Origin of the sequence: Bacillus sp. 0102A (assembly GCF_036765155.1) — a bacterium.
Lineage (GTDB): Bacteria > Bacillota > Bacilli > Bacillales > Bacillaceae > Bacillus > Bacillus subtilis_G.
Genome location: NZ_JBAIZW010000006.1, coordinates 273,416 through 294,776, shown reverse-complemented (window position 1 = coordinate 294,776; position 21,361 = coordinate 273,416). Strand labels below are relative to the sequence as shown.

The following is a 21,361-nucleotide window of genomic DNA, read 5'->3' as shown; positions in this document are numbered from 1 at the left end:
GGATTCTTTTTTGTTCCATTAGTTAGGTCTGACAAGGATTTTGACTTGGTTTTTCTCTTTAATAAGAGCCCCGAAGCCTTCCTCGATCAAATCGTCTAATACGATTTTTTTCGTTACAAGTTTGTCAGCTGCAAAATAGCCTTCTTTCATTAATGACAATACAGCCGGGAAGATGTCACGGTATCCGATAATTCCTTTGACTGTACGTTCTTTGATGACGATATCGTTCGGGTGGATTTCAGCGCCTTTTTCCCAAATGCTTACAATGACTGTTTCACCGGCAATTGTAGTGGATTGGATCGCTTGCCGCAGTACCACTGGAACGCCAGTGACTTCGAATGCTACGTCGACACCGCCTCCAGTACGTTCTGCAATTTCAGCGACTACATCATCTGTTTTGGACGGATCAACGATGATGGCTCCAAGCTCCTCAGCTTTTTGCTGGCGTTCAGGTGAAAGCTCGACAGCGTAAATGTCAGTCGCGCCAGCAGCCTTCAGCGCTTCAATCACAAGAAGCCCGATCGGTCCGCAGCCGAATACAGCCGCTTTGTCACCGGCTTTGATTTTGCTTGAGCGGACAGCGTATAAAGCGACCGCGGAAGGCTCAACAAGAGCGCCTTGTTCATATGATAATTCCTCAGGAAGTTTGAACAACAGCTCTTCATCTACAGAGACGTATTCAGAGAAACCGCCGCCTCCGCCGGCTAAGCCGAGGAATCCCATTTGTTCATCAAGGTTGTAGGCGCCCTGGTGACCGTGTGTTGCAAAAATCGGTTCGACTACGACTCGGTCTCCTGTTTTATAATTTTCAACGCCTTCGCCGACTTCAACAACTTCACCGGAGAATTCATGGCCCATTGTGACAGGTGCTGTTTCATTCGTTAATGGATGCGGTTTGTCAACCGGAATAAAGATCGGGCCGCCAAGATACTCGTGTAAATCACTGCCGCAGATACCGCACCATTTGACTTTGATCTTTACTTTTCCCGGCTCTGTTTTTGGCTCTTCAATATTTTCAATACGGATATCCTTTTGGTTATGCCATCTTGCTGCCTTCATGGATTACCACTCCTATATCTTTTTATATGAGTAATTCCGCACTGATCAATATGAACTGTTCACAAAATCGCCATTTTTAAAACCAAAAAAGAAATGAAAATTTTATATAATGTAATTTACGTTTTTAAAAAAAGAAACTTTGAAGAAAAAAGAGTCTCGCACACTCTTTTTTCTTTATATGAGAGTATAAATCGTTTACCTAACTATGAATTTGGTTTGAACAATACGGTCATGGTTCGTTCATATTGAATGCGATAACTACTCTATCAACAATTATAACGCTAATATCCCAATTATAATAGGATAATCTTCCATGGTTTATTTTAGCACTGGTAACTATTCTGACTTTGTAACATTACTGTAAGGATATTGAAATAAAAATTCTCTGGTTGATCGTGTATAATTTTTCTAGATGTTAACAAACAGGGGGACGAAATGTTGAAGAAAGTCATTTTAGCCGCTTTTATCTTAGTAGGAAGTACTTTGGGAGCTTTCAGTTTTTCAGCAGATGCCAGTGCGAAACATGTGAATGGAAATATTACTTGGTATAATGGAGTCGGGAAAAAAGGCTCTTCAGGAAAAAAACTTGGACACTGGGACTGTGCGACCAAAATCGGATTTGATGTTCCTAAAAACGGGACAAAAATCAGAGCTTATGCAAAAGCGAAGCCTAAAAAGGTGATTACGGTTTACAAAAATGATGTTGGCAGAATGCCTCATGCAGTACTGGATGTAAGCCCTAAAGCGTTTAAAGCGCTTGGATACCCATTAAGCAAAGGAAAAGTAGCGGGACATTACAGCTATTAATCTACATATATAATCTGTAAAGCAAGAAGTCACATTCTTGCTTTTTCTATTGGTGGAGATAAGAGATGAAAAAAAGAATCATATTATTGTTAACAGTCGTGATAGCGGCAGCGGGCTTTGTGTTTTATGTTGTAAAGGATAAAAGCCATGAGAGCGCTGCTGATGTTTCAGTCAATACGGAAAGCGGTGATCAGCTGCTCGTTTCGATCACGAATACCGATCTGCTGACGAAGTATTATGAAAATGACAAGGTGATCCATGAGGAGGAGCTGACCGGCTATCCGGCATTTGCCTTGGATCAAAAGCAGCGGGTGCTCTATTATACGGGCAATAATGATCAAAATGAAATGAGGCTCTTTAAGCTGGATCTAAAGTCTAATAAAAAGATGATGCTGTATAAAGGCGCTGAGAGTGCGGACAGCTTGTTTTTATCGAAGGACCGTTCAACCATCTATTTCCGTTTAGGAAAAGCGGACGAAAGCAATTTTCGGATCGCATCCTTTGATCTGAAAACGAAGAAATACAAAAACCTTTATCCTGCCGTGAATGATCAGGATGACAGCGTCAGCAGCTTCTTTTATAACCAAAAAACAGATTCATTTGCATTGCTTCATTATTCTGTAGAAGAAGATTACAAGAAAACAGATGAAGCGAACGAAAAGGGGATCGATCCTGAACCGACAACGATTCATTTTGCGTCAGGCCGTCAAAACAAATTTGATGAGCTTAAGAGCCTTGACCAGTTTATCAGCGATATTGCTGTTTCTGATGATGATAAACGTATGTTGTTTACATCATATACACAAAAAGGCACGGAGCAAACCGCTTCTATTCAGATGCTGGATGCGGATACGAAAAAATATGAAAATATCATTTCGAATCAAAAAAACTTTAAGCTGTTAATTGACGCTCAGCCGCAGTTTTCTAAGGATGGAAAGAAAATTTATTTTCTCGCCGAAGCCAAGGGAGCTAAAAAACTGAAGGATGAAACAGGGCGTGAAGCAAAGGTTCGGACGATTTATTCTTACAACCTTGAAAATAAGACGTTCAAAAAAGTGTGGGAAAATCCGAACGGCATCATCAACAGCTTTTCTGTTATTAGCTGAAAAAACCACTCGGCATGGGCTGAGTGGTTTTTTAATGGACGAGATGCAGGGCTAATGAACCGAGCCATTTAAAGAAATGGATCAGCGGTATCGACAAAAACAGAAGTTCAACATATGAGTTGATGGCAAGGTTCAGCTTTTTGAACTGAGCTCTTTTTTTTAGGTCGTTTCGCTGCTGGTTTGCGATCATGTTATCACCTCATCGATATCCATATTATACCATAACGGCAGGCGAAAAAGCCCTAAACGTAGACAGTTTTGGGCTTCTTTCTTTGTTTTAGGCCACTTTTGAAATGGAGGCTTTTAGTCTGGATATAGAATTTGCGTCTCCGTTCGGGGAATGTTTGCTTGCAGGAGACTGCATTTGTTTATAGGGAAGAGCTAGCTTGTTTTCGTTTGACCGTTGTTTTGGAGATTCACTAATGAACGGATGCCGTCAATCATTTTGCTGCCGCACAAAGGGCATGATGGCGTGTCACTGCTGGCAAAGTTTTTTCTGCTCCAGCCGTTGCAGTCTTCTTTTGTGCATTCCCAAGTACTCACATCTTCTTTAGGCAGTGGTTCTTGATTACGTTTATTATAGTAAGACATAAAGTCACTTCTTCCCTCATGTATTTTACTGCACACTTCTTATTGTCTCATACTTTTCCCCAATCTCCTAATTCCTTTTTCTTTATGACTTTCCAATCAGACCATTTAAAAAGGAGAGGAGCGTACTGTTAAAAGCATCAGGCTCTTCTAAAAACGGGCAATGGCTGCTTTTAGAAAAGGTGACGAGCGTGGAGTTGGAAATTTTGCCGCGCAAGTGTTCTCCAGCTGCTGTAGAGAAAAATTTGCGGTCTTCCCCGAAGCAAAGCAATGTCGGTACAGTGATGTTTTGAAGGGTTTCGCGGTAATCAGCAGCCGTTTGGTTAAATAAAATCGTGCTTGAAATGGCAGCCGGCTGTTTGAGGATTTCTGCCAGCATCCATTCTTTTTCTGTCTCAGCAGGCGGTTCCGCGAACATATTCTGGATGAAGCTTTCGTAGAATGGCAGCGGATCAGTCTGAATGGCGTGCATCGCCGTTTTTAAACTGTCAAAATCAAACGGGCCGTGTTTCCAGCCCTCCCACTGATAGTCGGAAGCGGATTGGTCGATGATCACAGCGGCTTGTATGTTATCATTCCCAAATTGATTGAGATAATCCCATACGACAAAAGCGCCCATTGACCAGCCGGCGAGAACGGCACGATCGAGCTCCATTGCTTTTAGAAACTCCCTTACGTCGCGGGCGTATTGGGAAATGGTGTGGCCGTGAAGCACTTTGTCGGATTCGCCGTGTCCTCTAAGGTCGAGACGAATAAACTGATAATTGGCAGATAGTGCTGAACATTGTTTGTGAAAAAACTGCCCGCTCATCAGCACCCCGTGTATAAACAGGATCGGTGTACCGGTCCCGTGCGTTTCATAGTATAGACGTGTCTGATCTTCTAATGTGATGTATGGCATGTTTCTCCTCCTCTAGTTTCCGTCTTGAGAATGAATGGCTGCTGTCGCGGCTATCTGCTGAGCCTGAATTGCCGCTTTGATTGCGTGTATAGGCCTGATTCCATCAGCAGATTGTTATCCATATACTCACTGAGATATAAGCAGACAGCAATTTTAAAATTAATCTCCTTTTGCCGTTTAAATGCTTTTTCTTGGTTTAATTCGCGAGCGATAGCCAAAACGGTTTTGATATCTGGCTCTTCCAGAAATGTGAGAAGGGCGAGGTCTAGGTAATGATAATCCTTTGGCTTTTTGAAAGATTCAGTGATGGATTGAAATATATGTTTGCAATGGGAAACAAGCGTTTCAGGGTCTTTTTCACTTTGCAAGGCCAGAATATGGCTGACCTGATGTAAATACTGCCCTTTTTTAAACCCGTTGGCCGCCAGCAGCAGATAGCATGTTTCCGCCTTGATCAGCGTCTGCAAACTTTTTTCGTTTTCGCCAAGCAATACGGCAAGCGGAACATTCTGGGGTGAAGTGAGGAAATAATGATTTTTCTTCATCTGTCGATAAACAGAAAGCCCGCTGTTCATCTGTTCTCTTTGGTTTGTCGTTTCGGACTTGCCGGTGAGCAGGATCAGGGCGGAAAGGTACGTGAATATATCCCGCTTATATCCAAGCTTCACCATTTCATTGTATACGTCGATGAAAGTCAGAAACGTTTGTTTTGCCTCATGATGGAAATGAATGTCCAGAATGGAGAAACTGTAAATCGGTGGTGGGAATTGAGTGTCGACAAGCTGCCGATGTTTGATTTGATATAGCTGCTCAAATCATAAAAGCGCTCAGAATCAAACTCTCTTTTATTCACAATATATGCAGACGAAATGAGTATTAATATCTGATCTTGTGCAACTTTGCATTTTAATTTTGATTTTAATTCGGCATAAATGGAAATGTATTGTTTTGTCTTGTCTTTTCGCTAAGACTGTTTGTCAGCATAAAAACGCTCCTTATTGCTGTTTTTATGTTATACGAAAAATGGGGCCAAAAGTTTCTTAAAGAAAAAACTTGCCTGCGAGAGGCAAGTTTGTCGGGTTATTTACGGGGATCTGTTATATCCATCGGTCTCATCATGTCATAGTCTTCATGCTCAAGAATATGGCAGTGCCATACGTATCGTCCACTATATGGCCCGAATGTCGCCGCGATTCTCAGGACTTCACCGGCGTGAGCTTGAATGGTGTCTTTCCAGCCCTTTTCACTTGGAGGCGGCGGAACAGCCGGACCTGTATAGGACAATTCCCCACTTTCTTGATAACGTGCGATATCAAATGGCCGGCGGTCTAATACACGGAAGGAGACCAGATGCAGGTGAATCGGATGTGTTCCGCGTGTCGGATTGATAATGGACCATATTTCAGTTGTGCCGGCTTTTGGTGCTTCTGTGACAGGGTCGTGCCACCGTTTGTTATTGAGAAGAAGAACGGGTCTGCCGTATTCGTCCTGAGTGCCTGCCAGTTTCAGTGTTCTGATGTTTTGGATTCTTTCATTCTGCACCGAAGGGTATGAGGCGAGGTACTTCGGCTTTCTGCTTTCATCTTTTTGTGCCAATGGTTTTGTGACTCTGAATTGCATGATATTCGCATCTGTTTCGGGATTGACGTCACCGCCGCAGCCTGCGCTGTTTGCCAAAATGATCGATTGTCCTTCATAGGCTGTGAAATCAATGATGATATCATAACGTTCAGCAGGTGCAAGACTGAAAGAGTTCAGTTTAGCAGAGCGCGGAAGAAGCCCGCCGTCTGAACCGATCTGAATAAATTCTCCGCCATTATCGAGTGACAGATTATAGGTTCTCGTATTGGAGGCGTTGATGACGCGGAAGCGGTATTTCCTCGGTTCGACCTCCAAGTATGGCCAAACCTTCCCATTCACCAGTATGGTTTTTCCGCAAAAAGCCGGAACGATTGAAGGATTGGGAAGTGTCGGGGAAGGGTTTTCCGGTCCGTTTGGATAAAACAAAGAACCGTCCTCGTTGATCGTGCGGTCTGTGATAAGAAGCGGTATGTCGTATTCGCCGGAAGGCAGCTTTAAGCGTTTTTCCTTTGGATCGTGAATGAGATAAGCGCCGACGAGTCCAGCATAGACATTCAGCCTGGTAAGCGCCATGGCGTGATCGTGATACCACAAAATAGCACCGCGCTGCTGATTCGGATAATGATAAACCTCTCGTTTGAAATAAGGGCCTGTTTGCTCAAAGTTTTTGGAAAACCAAGCTTCCGGATACCCGTCACTATCATCTGGCGTGACGCCTCCGTGTAAATGAACAACAGTCTTTACTTCGGGCTCATCATGCTGGCTGTCGCTGTGATGAATCGTATGGTCAATCGGAAGGAAATGCGTTGAAGGAAGGTGATTCGTCCATTTCACATAAACGTTCTCATTTCTTTTGACCTCAATGGTAGGCCCCGGAAATAAGCCGTTGTAGCCCCAAAGGCGGGTCGGGGGGAGATCGCGGTGGAGCTGGTGAGTGCATTCTTCCATAGTGACTTCGTAGTATGTCTTTTCTTTTGTTTGCTGAACAGGCTTTAGTGTATCTGGGATTGGGAGAGCATCCGCAAATTTTTCAAGTATCATTTTTCATCTGTCCTTATCTAAATTTTCTATATTGGTATTATAGTTAATGACAATAAGGGCGTGATGGTTACAAAAAAAATGGCGTGCCGCTGCCTGCCCGAAGAAGAAATAACAAAATCCTAAACGGGAGTCCGTTTAGGATTTGATCAGCATTAAGGGAGGATGTCGGGCTGCTGATGTGTGACAGACTTGGCTGCCGCTTTTTCGCTCACCTTGCGTTTTCTGAACACAAGATAAGAAATCAGAACGATTCCTGTGATGACGCCTGTCAGCAGCAGCTCGTCTCTCATGGAATCAATGAACGCCATAGATACTAAAATCCCGCAGATGGCGATAATGGTCACGTAGGTTAAGTATGGGAAGAGCCACATTTTAATCTTTAAAGCTTCAGGGTTCGTTTTTTCAAGTTTTTTACGCATTCTCAAATGGGAAACAGCGATGACGAGATAGACGAGCAGTGCAATTGCGCCTGATGAATTGACTAAAAATAAAAAGACGGTATCAGGAGAAAAGTAATTCATCACAACCGCGATATATGAGAAAAGTGTACCGGCAACAATCGCCTGTACGGGAGCACCTTTTTTGCTTAATTTCATAAAGCGGCGCGGTGCTTCGTTTCTTTCTGCAAGTGAATACAGCATTCTGGATGTGGTGTACAAACCTGAATTCAGGCAAGAGAGTACAGCGGTGAGGACGATAAAATTCATAATCTGCGCGGCAGCGGGAACACCGATATGCCCGAGCACAGCGACGAACGGACTTTCTAAAATATTGGCTGAATTCCAAGGCAAAAGCGCAACGACAACGGCAATAGAGCCGACGTAAAAGACAATGATGCGCCACACAACGGAACGCGTCGCTTTGGTCACGGATTCCAACGGATTGGATGTTTCTCCTGCAGCGATAGCAACGATTTCCGTTCCCATAAAGGAAAAAATAACGACGACAATGCCAAGCAATACGGAGCTGATGCCTTGCGGGAAAAATCCGCCTTGGCCCGTCAAGTTGGAGAGGCCCACTGGACTGCTTCCTGGTGCGAATCCAAAAATGAAAGCGAATCCAATAATTAAAAACAAAATAATCGTAACGACCTTAATAAGGGAGAACCAATATTCGAATTCACCGAATGATTTAACGGAATAAATATTGGTCAGTGTGAGCAATACGGTCAAAATTAAGCTTGTGAGCCACAGAGGAATATCGTGGAACCAGTATTGAATGATGCTGGCTCCGGCAATTGCTTCAATCGCGATAACGACGACCCAGAAAAACCAATACAGCCAGCCGATTGCAAATCCGGCCCATGGCCCGATGGCGTCATGAGCGTATTGGGAAAACGATCCGCTTGTCGGGTTTACGGAAGACATTTCACCGAGCATTCTCATGATGAAAATAACCAGTAAGCCGGCTAGCGCGTAAGAAACGATAGCACCAGGACCGGTCGAGTGAATGACTGAACCGCTGCCTACAAATAGGCCGGCTCCGATCACGCCCGCGATCGAAATCATGGTCATATGGCGGGTCTTTAATTCTTTTTTTAATCCTGATTGAGACTGGTTCATAAATTACCTCCTTAAAGAATGAAACCATTACTGAATATTATGATAATTGAAACTCTATCATAAATATACAGTTTGTCGAAAAGTTGTGTGAGAAAATATAACAGTTTATTTCAAATTTGTAGGTTTTTGTTTGTGGTGTTTTCAGCAGATAAGCTTGGACTAAAAGAAAAAATGTTTCGTTAATTATTCATTTTTGCAGCTAGCGTAATTTTAAAAATATCGAAGATCGCAGAGGTATTGGCGGCATTGAATTTTAAGGGATTTTTAGAGGAGAAAGTAAATTGGTTTAGAGAAACAGTGTTCCGCCATAACTATTTTTCTGTGGCGAGTGAATCATGTTTCTGTAGACCCACTGCTATTCAGCTTTGTATCATTATAATAGGAATACACGAGCGGAGAGGAGGTTTTGTATGGAGAGATACGATGAACTGAAAAAGGGAGAAGCAGGGGCTATTGTCAGCATTTCCGCGTATCTTGTCCTGTCCGCGATTAAGCTGATCATCGGTTATTTCTTTCACTCGGAAGCGCTTATGGCAGACGGGTTTAATAACACAACTGATATTATTGCTTCTGTTGCTGTGCTGATCGGCCTTCGCATCTCTCAAAAGCCTCCTGATGAAGATCATCCATACGGCCACTTTCGGGCGGAAACGATTGCATCACTTATCGCATCCTTTATTATGATGGTTGTCGGACTGCAAGTGCTGTTCAGCGCCGGAGAATCTATTTTTTCTCCTAAACAAGAGACACCGGATATGATTGCGGCTTGGACGGCAGCAGGCGGGGCAGTCCTGATGCTTATGGTGTACCAGTACAATAAAAGGCTGGCCAAAAAGGTGAAGAGTCATGCGCTCCTTGCCGCGGCCGCTGATAATAAATCGGATGCGTTCGTCAGCGTCGGCACGTTTATCGGAATTACGGCTGCGCAATTCCGCCTTGCTTGGATTGATACGGTCACGGCGTTTGTGATCGGTCTGCTCATTTGCAAAACAGCATGGGATATTTTTAAAGAATCATCTCACTCTTTGACAGATGGCTTCGACGTAAAAGACATTTCAGCTTATAAACAGACAATCGAAAAGATTCCAGGTGTACGCCGTTTAAAAGATATTAAAGCGAGATACTTGGGCAGTACGGTCTACGTTGATGTGGTGGTTGAAGTATCCGCTGATTTAAATATTACGGAAAGCCACGATATTGCCAATGAAATTGAGCGGAGAATGAAGGAGGAGCATGCGATTGATTATTTACATGTTCATATGGAACCTTTAGAACGCAAATAATTGAGCTTCCTGTCATAGGAAGCTTTTTTGGTGTGTTTTATTCTATTTTATTGGAAACAATTTGCTAGAATCGTTTTTTTATACAGATCGCTTTTTGTGGTAAAGTTAGGTTACAATATGATGAATTTTGTAGATGACTAGGAGGAAAAGAATGGCATACCAAGAAGACCTGCATCCTTTGCTGGGGAAAGCAGTTGAACATATTAATAGAGTAATGGTGGGAAAACGAGACATCGCCGTACTCAGCTTAGCAGCCATTCTTGCCAAAGGGCATGTGCTGCTTGAGGATGTGCCCGGAGTCGGTAAAACGATGATGGTCCGCGCGCTGGCAAAGTCAATCGGCGCCGATTTCAAAAGAATTCAATTTACTCCGGATTTGCTGCCATCTGATGTCACAGGCGTGTCCATCTATAATGCGAAAACGATGGAATTTGAATATCGGCCCGGCCCGATTATGGGAAATATCGTGCTGGCCGATGAAATCAACCGTACCTCTCCGAAGACACAGTCTGCTTTGCTTGAAGCGATGGAAGAAGGAAGTGTAACGGTGGATGGCCATACGATGCCGCTTGCGGCTCCGTTTTTTGTGATGGCAACGCAAAACCCGTTCGAATATGAAGGGACGTACCCATTGCCGGAAGCCCAGCTTGACCGTTTTTTATTCAAACTTCGCATGGGTTATCCGACCTTTAATGAGGAGCTGGACGTCTTATCTCTTCAGGAAAAAAGCCATCCGATTGAGACGCTTGAGCCGGTTATTTCAAAAGAAGACTTCATCCGTTTGCAGCGGGAAGTGCAAAATGTCCGTGCCGATGACAGCATTAAAGAATATATTGTGGAAATCGTGCAGAAAACGAGACAGCATGCCTCTGTTCAATTAGGCGTCAGTCCGCGCGGATCAATCGCTCTCATGAAAGCGGCCCAAGCATATGCGCTGCTCCATCATCGCGACTATGTCATTCCGGATGATATTCAATATTTGGCTCCTTTCGCGCTTCCGCACCGGATGCTGCTGCAGCCAGAGGCGAAGTTTGAAGGAATCGAGGCAGGCGCGATCGTACGAGAGATCATGTCCGTTGTGAAGGTACCGGTTCAAAGGTCGTCGATCCGCTGATGAAGAAGACGCAATGGCTGGTATATGGGTGGAAGCTGATTGTATTAACGCTATTGACGGCTGCTGTTTTTTCTTACGCGATGTTTCAAGGCGGCTTTGTCAGCTGGTTTTTGTTTTACGCATTTCTCCCTTTTGTCGTGTATGCCGGGCTGCTGGCGTTGTATCCGCTCCGCTCTTTCCAGGCTTCACGGCAAATGGCCAAAACACAATTGCAAGCGGGGGACAGGCTGGGCGTGTCGGTAACGCTGAGAAGGAAGCTGCCGTTTCCGCTGATGTATATGGTGATTGAAGATTGCCTGCCAGAAGGAATCGAGTCATTGAACCGAGACGAAGCCGCGGCCAAACGTCTCGTTTTTCCTTGGTTTAAACGGCGTATGACGATGTCGTATGAATTAGCTCGCGTACCGCGCGGAGAACATCATTTTCATGCTGTCAGGGTACGAACCGGGGACGTTCTCGGCTTGATTGAAAAAACAGCTTTTTATGAGCTGGATGATACCCTGTTTGTCTATCCATCCTTTCATCGTCTTTCTTATCAGGTGAATGAGAGGCATCAGGAAGATGGTGCAACCGGTTCTTCTCCGGTTCATCAGCACCATTCCGCAGTCGCAGCGAGTGTTCGGGATTACCAGCCGGGAGACCGGTTTGCCGCGTTAGACTGGAAGACTTCTGCACGGCGGAGCCAGCTGATGACGAAGGAATTTGAACCGTCTCGAAGCAAAAATCTGTTTCTTCTGATGGACCGTTTTTCCTCTGAAGCATTCGAAGAGGTCGTTACTGTGTCAGCTTCGATTCTTCATTCTGTTTTACAAAGCGGTGCGGAGGCAGGTTTGGCCTCAGTCGGAAAGGAAAAAACGCTTTTTCCTATTCAAGAAGGGGAGCAGCATTTTAAGCGCATGCTTCGGCATTTAGCCGTCGTTCATTGTGATGCGGCTGACCCGGTAAGCCGATATGTACGGGAGGAGCTGGGTAAGCCGTCTGTTCGCAAAGCTGATAAGGTGATCGTCACGGGGCAGTTCACGGAAGATTTGTTGAACTTAGCAGATGCCGGGGGAGGCCGGTTTACAGTGATCCTGGCAAAAGAGAAAGACGCTGAGCTTTCTCAAGCTGAAAATGTCATGATCGAACGCATGATGAAACGCCAAATCAGAGTTCAGGTCATGAGGGGCGGACGAGTTTCGCGTGTTGTTTAGAAAGAGGGGTGACGGTGCACATGCCGCACGATGATCAGAAGGGAAGCCGTTTGAGCTTGCTGCTATTTTATTTTCTGGCGTTTTTATTGCTGTGGGAGTGGCTCAGGCCGCTTGACCGTTTTACAGATACGAAACATACGGGCTTTTTTATTGTCTTTATCGGCTTGACGTTTCTACTGAGTTTTTTCAGAATGAGGTGGTTTGTCACCGTTCCTTTTTGTGTCTTATTTACGTTGATCTCGGTGCACATCCTGTTTTATCAAGGGTCCATATTTGACTTGAACTGGGTCGGCTCTTTTTTGCGGGATGTCTATTTGAATATTACGCTGATACAATCAGGGCAATGGAATGACATGATTCCTTCGTTTCGGACCCTGTTGTTTTTTGTGCTGTTGTGGCTGCTGGTCTATCTCCTTCATTATTGGGTGATTTACCAGAGAAGAATCTTATTTTTCTTTATGATGACAGTAGCGTATATTACGATTCTTGATACCTTTACGCCATATGATGCCACTTTTGCCGTCATCCGTATCGTGCTGATCGGCTTCTTTATGCTTGGCCTTTTATACTTAGAACGCATCAAGCTGATGGAAAGAATCGCATTGCCAAAAATATCTGTCCTGAAATGGTTTCTGCCGTTATCGGTATTCATTTTGGCTGCCGTGGGATTCGGACTTGCCGCTCCGAAATCAGATCCGGCTTGGCCTGATCCGGTGCCTTTTCTTAAAAAAATTACCAATCAAGAGCGTGTGCCGGCTGGTGAAAGCAAAATCGGATACGGGAACCATGACGAATCACTCGGCGGCCCGTTTCAGCAGGATGATACCCCTGTTTTTACTTGGCAGGGAAAAGAGCGTACGTATTTCCGTGTTGAAACGAAGGATACGTATACCGGGAAAGGCTGGATTGAAACAGACACAGGCATGTCATATCAGCTAAGCGGAGGGAAAGTTGAAAATCTATGGTTTGACCACAAGGTTGCGACAGAACGCAGCGCCGTCCGTGTCAAAGTTGATGAACACTACGGGTATAACCATGTGATGTATCCGATCGGTGCGAAAACCATACAGCCAAAGCAGGCTGTCTCGCTTGAAATGAACGGAAACACGGAACAAATTTCCCCGATCAGTGAACAAGCCGGTGAGATCAGAAATATGGGGAGCTATATCGTAACGTACAATTCCCCGGTCTACAAGTTGGATGAGCTGAGAAAGGTGAAAGTGAGAAACAACAGTGAGGAATACACATTCAGCAACCGCTATATGCAGCTGCCGGATTCACTGCCTGAGCGGGTGAGAACCCTTGCGGCCAAGCTGACTCAGGATCACGATAATATGTTTGATAAGGTGCAAGCGGTTGAGGACTATTTAGGTTCAAATCAGTTCACATATGAAACCGAAAACGTGACCATCCCTAAGGATGATGAGGATTATGTCGATCAATTTCTGTTTCAAACAAAGATGGGCTACTGTGATAACTTTTCTTCCGCTATGGTGGTGCTCCTGCGTTCGGCCGGCATTCCGGCCCGCTGGGTCAAGGGGTATACATCAGGCGAATATAAAGAAGCGGGAAACAAAAACGGCAGCATCTACGAGGTGACAAATAACAACGCCCATTCCTGGGTAGAGGTGTATTTCCCAGAACAGGGCTGGGTCACATTTGAGCCGACTAAAGGGTTTACAAACCCGGCTGCGTTTACTTCTTCTGACACAAAGGATTCCGGCAGCGAAAGCAGCAGCTCACCGGAGAAAACAAAAGAAGAGCAGAAAAAAGAGAAAAAACAGCCGGAAAAACAAAAGGAAAAACGGGAGACACCTGTTTCTAAAAAGCCGTCCGCTTCACATGAAAATGCCGGGGCGGGCTGGTATGGAGCGCTTGCGGTTCTTGCAGTCCTGCTCTTGGCAGCGGTCTTGCTGTATGTTTTCCGTTCGCTATGGATTCCTATTTTCGTTGTAAGAAAATTGAAGCGGCGCAGCGATCAGCACGTGTTTTTTGAGGCATATGGCGCGCTGCTGAAACAGCTGAAGAGAAGAGGCATGCCGAAACGAGACAGTGAAACGCTGCGTGACTATGCGAAACGAATCGATGGAAAATACGGCTCGGAAGACATGTCAAAGCTGACATCAAGCTATGAACGGGCGCTTTACAGAAATGAAGATTCGACGGCGCTTTGGAATGAAACCAGAGAGTTATGGGAAAATTTAATTAAAAGAAGATGGTCTTGACCGCTTATCGACGTGTTGTTAGAATTAGTGAATATTATCGGAGTCTGGGAGCGAGTTACCGGACTCCGGCAAACGGCCTTGCCAAAGAGGGCGGATCGTGCTTCATATCTGTCCTCGTTTTTTTCTGTGTCAAAAAACTTAGAGGAGATTAGGTGACAACCATGACAAAGTTAGTGAATGAAATGATTCTTGTCCTTGATTTCGGCAGTCAGTATAACCAGCTGATTACACGCCGTATCCGTGAATTCGGTGTATACAGCGAGCTGCATCCCCATACATTGACGGCTGAAGAAATTAAAGAAATGAATCCGAAAGGAATTATTTTATCCGGCGGTCCAAACAGTGTGTATGATGAAAACTCTTTCCGCTGTGACGAGAAAATCTTCGAGCTTGATATTCCTGTTTTGGGAATTTGCTACGGCATGCAGTTGATGACTCATTACCTTGGCGGTAAAGTTGAAGCGGCAAGCCAGCGTGAATACGGAAAAGCAAACATCCACATCGAAGGCGCACCTGATTTGTTCAAAGATCTTCCGAACGAACAAGTGGTTTGGATGAGCCACGGCGATTTGGTTGTAGAAGTTCCTGAAGGCTTCACTGTTGACGCGACAAGCCATCACTGCCCGAATTCAGCGATGAGCAAAGCGGACAAAAAATGGTACGGCGTTCAGTTCCATCCGGAAGTGCGCCACTCTGAATACGGCAATGACCTTCTGAAAAACTTTGTATTCGGCGTTTGCGAATGTGAAGGCAAATGGTCAATGGAGAACTTTATCGAAATTGAAATGCAAAAAATCCGTGAAACGGTCGGAGATAAGCAGGTTCTTTGTGCGCTTAGCGGCGGCGTTGATTCCTCTGTTGTTGCTGTTTTGATTCATAAAGCGATCGGCGACCAGCTGACTTGTATCTTTGTAGACCATGGTCTTCTCCGTAAAGGCGAGGCTGAAGGGGTTATGAAAACATTCAGCGAAGGCTTTAACATGAACGTCATTAAAGTAGACGCACAAGACAGATTCTTAAATAAACTAAAAGGCGTTTCTGATCCTGAGCAAAAACGCAAAATCATCGGTAATGAATTCATTTACGTGTTCGATGATGAAGCGGACAAGCTCAAAGGCATCGACTATCTTGCACAAGGAACGCTTTACACTGATATCATCGAGAGCGGTACAGCAACGGCGCAAACGATCAAATCTCATCACAATGTCGGCGGGCTTCCAGAAGACATGCAGTTTGAATTGATCGAGCCGTTAAACACGCTCTTCAAAGACGAAGTGCGCGCGCTTGGCACAGAGCTCGGCATTCCCGATGACATCGTATGGCGCCAGCCTTTCCCAGGACCGGGACTCGGTATCCGCGTTCTTGGCGAAGTAACAGAAGAAAAACTGGAAATCGTTCGTGAATCAGATGCGATTTTACGTGAAGAAGTTGCGAATCACGGGTTAGAGCGTGATATCTGGCAATACTTCACTGTTCTTCCTGACATCCGCAGCGTTGGTGTAATGGGTGATGCAAGAACATATGATTACACAATCGGAATCCGCGCCGTTACATCAATTGACGGTATGACATCTGACTGGGCTCGTATCCCGTGGGATGTGCTTGAAGTCATTTCGACACGTATCGTAAACGAAGTGAAGCACATTAACCGCGTGGTGTACGATATTACAAGTAAGCCGCCTGCGACGATTGAGTGGGAATAAGTAAATAGCTAATAGAAAAACGTCCCTTTTACAAAAGGGGCGTTTTTTTTGTGAACTTTTTGAAACCGTTTCGGCAGTTTTCCTATCTAACAACATAGGAGGTGGATAAGGTGAAGGAAGAAAGATTGATTACAAAGGCGAGAAAAGGAAATTCTCGAGCCTTTGAAAAGCTTATGCTGGCACATCAGGAGACTCTATATAAAACAGCCTATCTCTATTTAAGAAATAAAGAAGATGCACTTGATGCTGTACAGGAAACGGCTTATAAAGCTTTTATAGGTATAGAAAAACTAAAAGAGCCAAAGTACTTTTTAACGTGGCTCACCCGAATTCTTATTAATTCAATTTTTGCAATGAAGAAAAAGAAGGGGGAATTAGTTCCGTTTGAAAGCCATCATGACACTGGCACGGACCAAAGGAATATTGAAGAATATATAGACTTGCGCAATGCGCTGGATACACTTGATGAACATGTTCAGTTAACAATTCAGCTCTATTATTTTCAAGATTATTCGATTTCAATGATAGCTGAACAAACAGGAATGGCAGAAGGCACAATTAAAACACATTTACATAGAGCAAGAAAATCACTAAAACAGGAGCTGGAAAAGGAGGATAAAAAAATATGGAAAAACACCAAGTAAAGCAGTTGTATGATGACATAGAAGTGCCAAAGAGAGCACTCAAAAAAGCAATACATCAAGCTGTCGTTCGTGCTGAAAATGAAAGTAACACAAAGCGCCGTTTTAAATGGGGACGAACCATTACTAATGGAATCGCTGTTGCTGCTGTGGTAGGTATACTGTATTTAACGTCCGGCCTTTTTCTGCCGTCTGTAAACAAAGCGATGGGAAGCATACCCATTGTCGGCCAAATTTATAAAGATTTTCAAGATAAAGTTGGCCTATCATTGTTTGAAAGCAATTTGGTCACAGCTTTGAATGAAAAGGCTGAATCCAGAGGAATCACCGTTTCTGTAAACAGCTCCTATTACGATGCTGGCCAGCTTGTCTATAACTTTACTGTTGATAACCTCCAGTCTGATGAAAAAGAGCTCATGTATGATGTGGATGAAGTGAGTTATAACGACAATTTTTCAATTAACTACGATTCCTTAATGCTTAAAAAAATAAATAACAAACAATATGCAGGACAATTAAGGATTTATACAAATGGCATTCAAATAAAAAATGGAGAAACCGTACCCTTTGTGATTACTCATATCAATGAAATACAGGGGAATTGGAGGTTCAAACTGCCAATAATCAAAAAGAAAGCAAATTATTTAGAAAGCTCAAAAGTGGTATCAGCTCATCATAATCGTTATCAATTTTCCAATATTCAAGTGGAGAACGGAAAGCTCGGATCTGTCCTTCAATTTACAATCGATTATCAAGGCATAGCAAAAAATGATACGGTGGCAATTGATGAAGTCAAAGATGATTTAGGAAACACATATGAGATGACAGAGTCAAACATCGAACTTGGAAATCGCAAAAAGGTAAACGAGAGAACAGTAAGAGTAAAAGGACAAACACAGTTAGAATCACCAATCAATCCAAAAGCGAAAAAGCTAACATTAAGAGCATATATTAAATCTGAGGCAGAGGGCAGTGAAATTGTACCGCTAAATGCTGAGATGCCGTTTCATGTTTCAAAAACAAACCATCAAAACATAGGGATTGAAATCAATAACATGAAACAAGAAGGAAGAAAAGTATTGGTGCAATACCGCTTCACTGGAATTGATACCTCAAGCATGGATGAAAATGATTTAGTGAATATAGGTGAAACGATTGGCCTTGGTGATATAAAAAAAATGAAATCATGGGCTGATCCGTTGGCTTATTATGAAGAAGGTTATTATGTGAAAGCAAATACAGCTAAAGTGAAAAATATGAACACTGCCGAAATGGTATCCACTTTTGAACTGGATGATGCCTATCTTGATAAGCTGTCTTTAAAACATTTCGAGTTTGATAAGTATGGTCTGTATATCGATAAAGGTGTTATAAATGATCTTATTCAACTAAAGCCATTCTCGTTTACTGTACCAGTGCATCAGGTGAGTCAGCCTGCCAAGATAAAATAAGCATAAGTTGAAAAACCGTATGAAGTCATACATACGGTTTTTATAATTGTTACCAATTTAGTCAATAGACGAATAAACCAATTTTTTTAATAAGTAATGTTCGTTTTTTATATTGTCATTTCAAAATGAACTTGGTACAATAGACACAGAAATCAAATAAGATAATTCGTATAATCGCGGGGATATGGCTCGCAAGTCTCTACCAAGCTACCGTAAATGGCTTGACTACGTAAACATTTCTTTCGTTTGATATAAATAAAACACGTTTATTTATTCGAACTGAAATCCGTCTGTAGTCAAGCGTCCCAAAATGCAAAATGCATTGGGGCGTTTTTTATTTGGCGTTTTCAGGGCAGGATAAATAACAAAGAGTGAAGGGAGTCAAATAGCTTGAAAAAGTTTTTTCAGTTTGATGAGCTGGGCACCAGCTATCGCAATGAAATTATTGGCGGATTAACGACTTTTTTATCTATGGCATATATTCTGTTCGTCAATCCGATTACACTTGCTTTGGAGAGCGTGAAAGATTTTCCGGAAGCGCTGAGAATTGACCAAGGAGCGGTCTTTACAGCGACAGCACTGGCGTCTGCAGCAGGCTGTATCTTAATGGGTCTGATCGCGAGATATCCGATCGCCATCGCGCCAGGTATGGGGCTAAACGCGTTTTTTGCGTTTTCTGTCGTCCTCGGCATGGGCATTTCATGGCAGGCCGCTTTGTCTGGTGTTTTCATTTCAGGTCTTATCTTTGTTGCTCTTTCGTTAACAGGTTTTCGTGAAAAAATCATCAACGCCATTCCCCCAGAGCTGAAATTGGCAGTCGGCGCGGGTATCGGCCTGTTTATTACATTCGTTGGATTACAAGGTTCAGGAATTATTACATCCAACCCTTCCACACTCGTCACCATCGGAAACATTCACAGCGGTCCTGTGCTCTTAACGATTTTCGGTGTCATTGTAACGGTTATTTTAATGGTGCTTCGCGTTAACGCGGGCGTGTTTATCGGGATGCTGTTAACTGCGGTTGCCGGCATGATTTTCGGTTTGGTTCCGGTTCCGACTCAAATCATCGGCAGTGTGCCGAGCCTTGAGCCGACTTTCGGACAAGCGTGGCTTCACCTGCCGGATATTTTCTCCGTACAAATGCTGATCGTCATTTTAACGTTCTTGTTTGTCGGATTTTTTGATACAGCGGGTACACTGGTTGCTGTGGCAACTCAAGCTGGTTTAATGAAGGAAAACAAATTACCGCGTGCGGGCCGTGCGCTTTTAGCTGATTCATCTTCGATTGTGATCGGCGCCATGCTCGGTACGTCTACCACAACTTCTTACGTGGAATCAAGCTCAGGTGTCGCTGCGGGTGCCCGCTCAGGATTTGCGGCAATTGTAACAGGTATTCTCTTTTTACTGGCTACGTTTTTCTCGCCGCTTCTATCAGTCGTTACCTCAAATGTAACGGCTCCGGCGCTGATCATTGTCGGTGCATTGATGGTGGCGCCGCTTGGCAAAATCGCTTGGGATAAGTTCGAGGTGGCCGTTCCCGCTTTCCTTACCATGATCATGATGCCGTTAACATACAGCATTGCAACCGGGATTGCCATCGGATTTATTTTCTATCCGATTACGATGGTGTGCAAAGGAAAAGCCAAAGAGGTCCATCCCATTATGTACGGGCTGTTTATCGTTTTTATCCTGTACTTTATCTTCTTAAAATAACGAATGAAACCAGCTGCCTCGGCAGCTGGTTTTTTGTTGCAAAAGGTAAAACCATTTCATACGATATACCGTCATGTAGATGTGCCGCCATGCTTTACTTAAATGGAAATGACTTGACTGTTCAGGAAGGCTTCGGTACCTTATATAAGTGTTTTATTTTCTTGCTGAATGGTATTCCGCCGTATTTTTTTGATAGGAGTTGCTGACATGACGGAAGAAAGAAAAGAAACGTTTGAAGAAGAAGTTAACCAGAGTGAAAGAATAGATACAGATGAAGAACCGCTATCGAGAATGTCCAGAAAGGCGAGCCGGCAAAGCAAGCAGAAGCAAAAACAAAAGCAGAAACCGCATCAGGAACGCGGTGGTGTATCCATTGCTAAAGACAAGCTTGCGTCTGTATGGGCAGCCATCAACAGATATTGCGGTTTTGCGTTCTCGATTTTAAAATCACCGGCGAAAACCGTCGTGGCGGATGGATTTTCTCATTATAAGTATGGTTTGATTTCAATGCTTATATTCAGTATGATCTTTTCAATCGGGAACTGGTTTCAGTTAAAGGCCAGCTGGAATCGGCCGCTCGGTTTCGGAGAACGCCATCACGCTTTCTATGACGGATTTTTAATTGTTCTTGTCTATTTGCTTCTCTTTTTCGCGGTAATGGTCTTAGCCGTATGGGCCGTCTCCCGCTATATGATGAAGCAGAAGGTGACGTTTAGAGAAGCGGCTGCAGGTTTGGGTTCATTGCTTGTACCGGTGATTGCTGTTTCAATTCTTTGGCTGATCTTTGCGATCGTGAATATCCCGATGCTGACAGTTCTTTTTACAGTGCTGATCTTGTTTTCGATCTTTTTTATGATGGCGCTGTATGTGCAGCGTCTGTATCAGGCGGCACAAGATGCACCGATTGATTATATCTATTGTGTATTTGCAGTAGTTGCGGCCGTGCTGCTGTTTGCGGCGGTGACTTGGCCGTTTATTTCTGAATATTTCACAGCGTCGCTGATTCCGCTTTAATCTGAAAAAACCGGCTGTTCATAGCCGGTTTTTTGATGTCACAATTTTTACAAATATATCTAAAAAACATAGTTGATTTGTAGGATTAATCCGTGTATGATGAGGAAAATGCTGTAAACGTCCAGCGTACAAACCTTTATATTTTGGAGGATGATGGACATGGCTGAAGTACTTCGCCGAGCGATTAATCAAAAGAAGCAATTTTTAAAAACCAAATTACTGCTCTCGGAATTTTATCAGGGAAGAGGGGAACAGCTTGCTGATTATACGCTGAGTGAGCTTGAGAAAGAATACAAGTCCCTTCTGAAAATGAAAAAAGAGATCTGACAATATATGAGAAAAGGTGAGTCTGCTGAAAAGCGGGCTTTTTTGTTTTGAT

Annotated in this window: 18 protein-coding genes, 2 pseudogenes and 1 riboswitch; of the genes and pseudogenes, 12 read left to right on the top strand and 8 right to left on the bottom strand. The window is 43.7% G+C overall.

From position 1 onward, the window contains the following. Window positions 1–18 precede the first annotated feature (18 nt). Complete coding sequence (gene bdhA / locus V6D41_RS15510; RefSeq protein ID WP_333518809.1) at window positions 19–1,059, bottom strand: (R,R)-butanediol dehydrogenase; 1,041 nt, start codon at window positions 1,057–1,059, stop codon at window positions 19–21. A 435-nt stretch (window positions 1,060–1,494) separates the two neighbouring features. Between bdhA and walM the strand changes: the two genes are divergently transcribed. Together walM and V6D41_RS15500 are read left to right on the top strand one after the other, a co-directional pair. Beyond that, window positions 1,495–1,866, top strand: a complete 372-nt coding sequence (walM, locus tag V6D41_RS15505) for a cell wall metabolism protein WalM (protein WP_087991324.1) — start codon at window positions 1,495–1,497, stop codon at window positions 1,864–1,866. Window positions 1,867–1,931: 65 nt separating this feature from the next. Next, the gene (locus tag V6D41_RS15500; protein ID WP_333518808.1) at window positions 1,932–2,972 is read left to right on the top strand and encodes a hypothetical protein; all 1,041 of its coding nucleotides are present in this window, start codon (window positions 1,932–1,934) and stop codon (window positions 2,970–2,972) included. Between the two features lie 31 nt (window positions 2,973–3,003). On the opposite strand, the gene V6D41_RS15495 is transcribed toward V6D41_RS15500, so the two are convergent. The 7 genes and pseudogenes from V6D41_RS15495 to V6D41_RS21550 form a co-directional block, all read right to left on the bottom strand. Further along, window positions 3,004–3,162: a hypothetical protein gene (locus V6D41_RS15495; protein WP_333518807.1), complete on the bottom strand. Its 159-nt coding sequence runs from the start codon at window positions 3,160–3,162 to the stop codon at window positions 3,004–3,006. Window positions 3,163–3,353: 191 nt separating this feature from the next. Then, window positions 3,354–3,563: a cold-shock protein gene (locus V6D41_RS15490; RefSeq protein WP_333518806.1), complete on the bottom strand. Its 210-nt coding sequence runs from the start codon at window positions 3,561–3,563 to the stop codon at window positions 3,354–3,356. Between the two features lie 82 nt (window positions 3,564–3,645). Continuing rightward, the gene (locus V6D41_RS15485; RefSeq protein WP_333518805.1) at window positions 3,646–4,461 is read right to left on the bottom strand and encodes an alpha/beta fold hydrolase; all 816 of its coding nucleotides are present in this window, start codon (window positions 4,459–4,461) and stop codon (window positions 3,646–3,648) included. 12 nt (window positions 4,462–4,473) lie between these two features. Then, a pseudogene (locus V6D41_RS15480) lies at window positions 4,474–5,401 on the bottom strand (DUF4003 family protein). A gap of 140 nt (window positions 5,402–5,541) precedes the next feature. Then, window positions 5,542–7,083 (bottom strand): outer spore coat copper-dependent laccase CotA, encoded by a 1,542-nt coding sequence (gene cotA, locus V6D41_RS15475; protein WP_333518804.1) that lies wholly within the window; start codon window positions 7,081–7,083, stop codon window positions 5,542–5,544. 152 nt (window positions 7,084–7,235) lie between these two features. Then, on the bottom strand, window positions 7,236–8,645 hold the full coding sequence (gene gabP, locus V6D41_RS15470) for a GABA permease (RefSeq protein ID WP_148963473.1): 1,410 nt from the start codon (window positions 8,643–8,645) through the stop codon (window positions 7,236–7,238). 37 nt (window positions 8,646–8,682) lie between these two features. Next, window positions 8,683–8,790 (bottom strand): annotated as a pseudogene (locus tag V6D41_RS21550) (hypothetical protein); the annotation flags it as partial. 265 nt (window positions 8,791–9,055) lie between these two features. On the opposite strand from V6D41_RS21550, the gene V6D41_RS15465 reads away from it, so the two are divergent. The 10 genes from V6D41_RS15465 to V6D41_RS15420 all read left to right on the top strand — a co-directional run bounded on the left by V6D41_RS15465 (window position 9,056) and on the right by V6D41_RS15420 (window position 21,309). Further along, entirely contained in the window at window positions 9,056–9,928 is an 873-nt protein-coding gene (locus V6D41_RS15465) for a cation diffusion facilitator family transporter (RefSeq protein WP_333518803.1), read from the top strand. Window positions 9,929–10,079: 151 nt separating this feature from the next. Continuing rightward, the gene (locus V6D41_RS15460; protein WP_148963475.1) at window positions 10,080–11,042 is read left to right on the top strand and encodes an AAA family ATPase; all 963 of its coding nucleotides are present in this window, start codon (window positions 10,080–10,082) and stop codon (window positions 11,040–11,042) included. Then, window positions 11,039–12,235, top strand: coding sequence for a DUF58 domain-containing protein (locus V6D41_RS15455; protein WP_333518837.1), 1,197 nt, complete (start codon window positions 11,039–11,041; stop codon window positions 12,233–12,235). The genes V6D41_RS15460 and V6D41_RS15455 overlap by 4 nt, the downstream gene beginning before the upstream one ends. Before the next feature lie 20 nt (window positions 12,236–12,255). Next, window positions 12,256–14,460: a DUF4129 domain-containing transglutaminase family protein gene (locus V6D41_RS15450; protein WP_333518802.1), complete on the top strand. Its 2,205-nt coding sequence runs from the start codon at window positions 12,256–12,258 to the stop codon at window positions 14,458–14,460. Window positions 14,461–14,621: 161 nt separating this feature from the next. Continuing rightward, window positions 14,622–16,163 (top strand): glutamine-hydrolyzing GMP synthase, encoded by a 1,542-nt coding sequence (gene guaA / locus V6D41_RS15445; RefSeq protein ID WP_087991386.1) that lies wholly within the window; start codon window positions 14,622–14,624, stop codon window positions 16,161–16,163. 110 nt (window positions 16,164–16,273) lie between these two features. Further along, window positions 16,274–16,807 carry a sigma-70 family RNA polymerase sigma factor gene (locus tag V6D41_RS15440; RefSeq protein WP_316274982.1) on the top strand — a complete coding sequence of 178 codons (534 nt, stop codon included), beginning with the start codon at window positions 16,274–16,276 and terminating at the stop codon, window positions 16,805–16,807. Continuing rightward, on the top strand, window positions 16,789–18,255 hold the full coding sequence (locus tag V6D41_RS15435; protein WP_333518801.1) for a DUF4179 domain-containing protein: 1,467 nt from the start codon (window positions 16,789–16,791) through the stop codon (window positions 18,253–18,255). The genes V6D41_RS15440 and V6D41_RS15435 overlap by 19 nt, the downstream gene beginning before the upstream one ends. Before the next feature lie 146 nt (window positions 18,256–18,401). Then, window positions 18,402–18,503, top strand: a riboswitch (purine riboswitch). A gap of 142 nt (window positions 18,504–18,645) precedes the next feature. Further along, on the top strand, window positions 18,646–19,968 hold the full coding sequence (gene pbuG / locus V6D41_RS15430; RefSeq protein ID WP_087991336.1) for a hypoxanthine/guanine permease PbuG: 1,323 nt from the start codon (window positions 18,646–18,648) through the stop codon (window positions 19,966–19,968). A 207-nt stretch (window positions 19,969–20,175) separates the two neighbouring features. Then, window positions 20,176–20,982, top strand: a complete 807-nt coding sequence (locus V6D41_RS15425; RefSeq protein ID WP_148963480.1) for a hypothetical protein — start codon at window positions 20,176–20,178, stop codon at window positions 20,980–20,982. A 159-nt stretch (window positions 20,983–21,141) separates the two neighbouring features. After that, the gene (locus V6D41_RS15420) at window positions 21,142–21,309 is read left to right on the top strand and encodes a Fur-regulated basic protein FbpA (protein ID WP_052245624.1); all 168 of its coding nucleotides are present in this window, start codon (window positions 21,142–21,144) and stop codon (window positions 21,307–21,309) included. The last annotated feature ends 52 nt before the right edge of the window (window positions 21,310–21,361 follow it).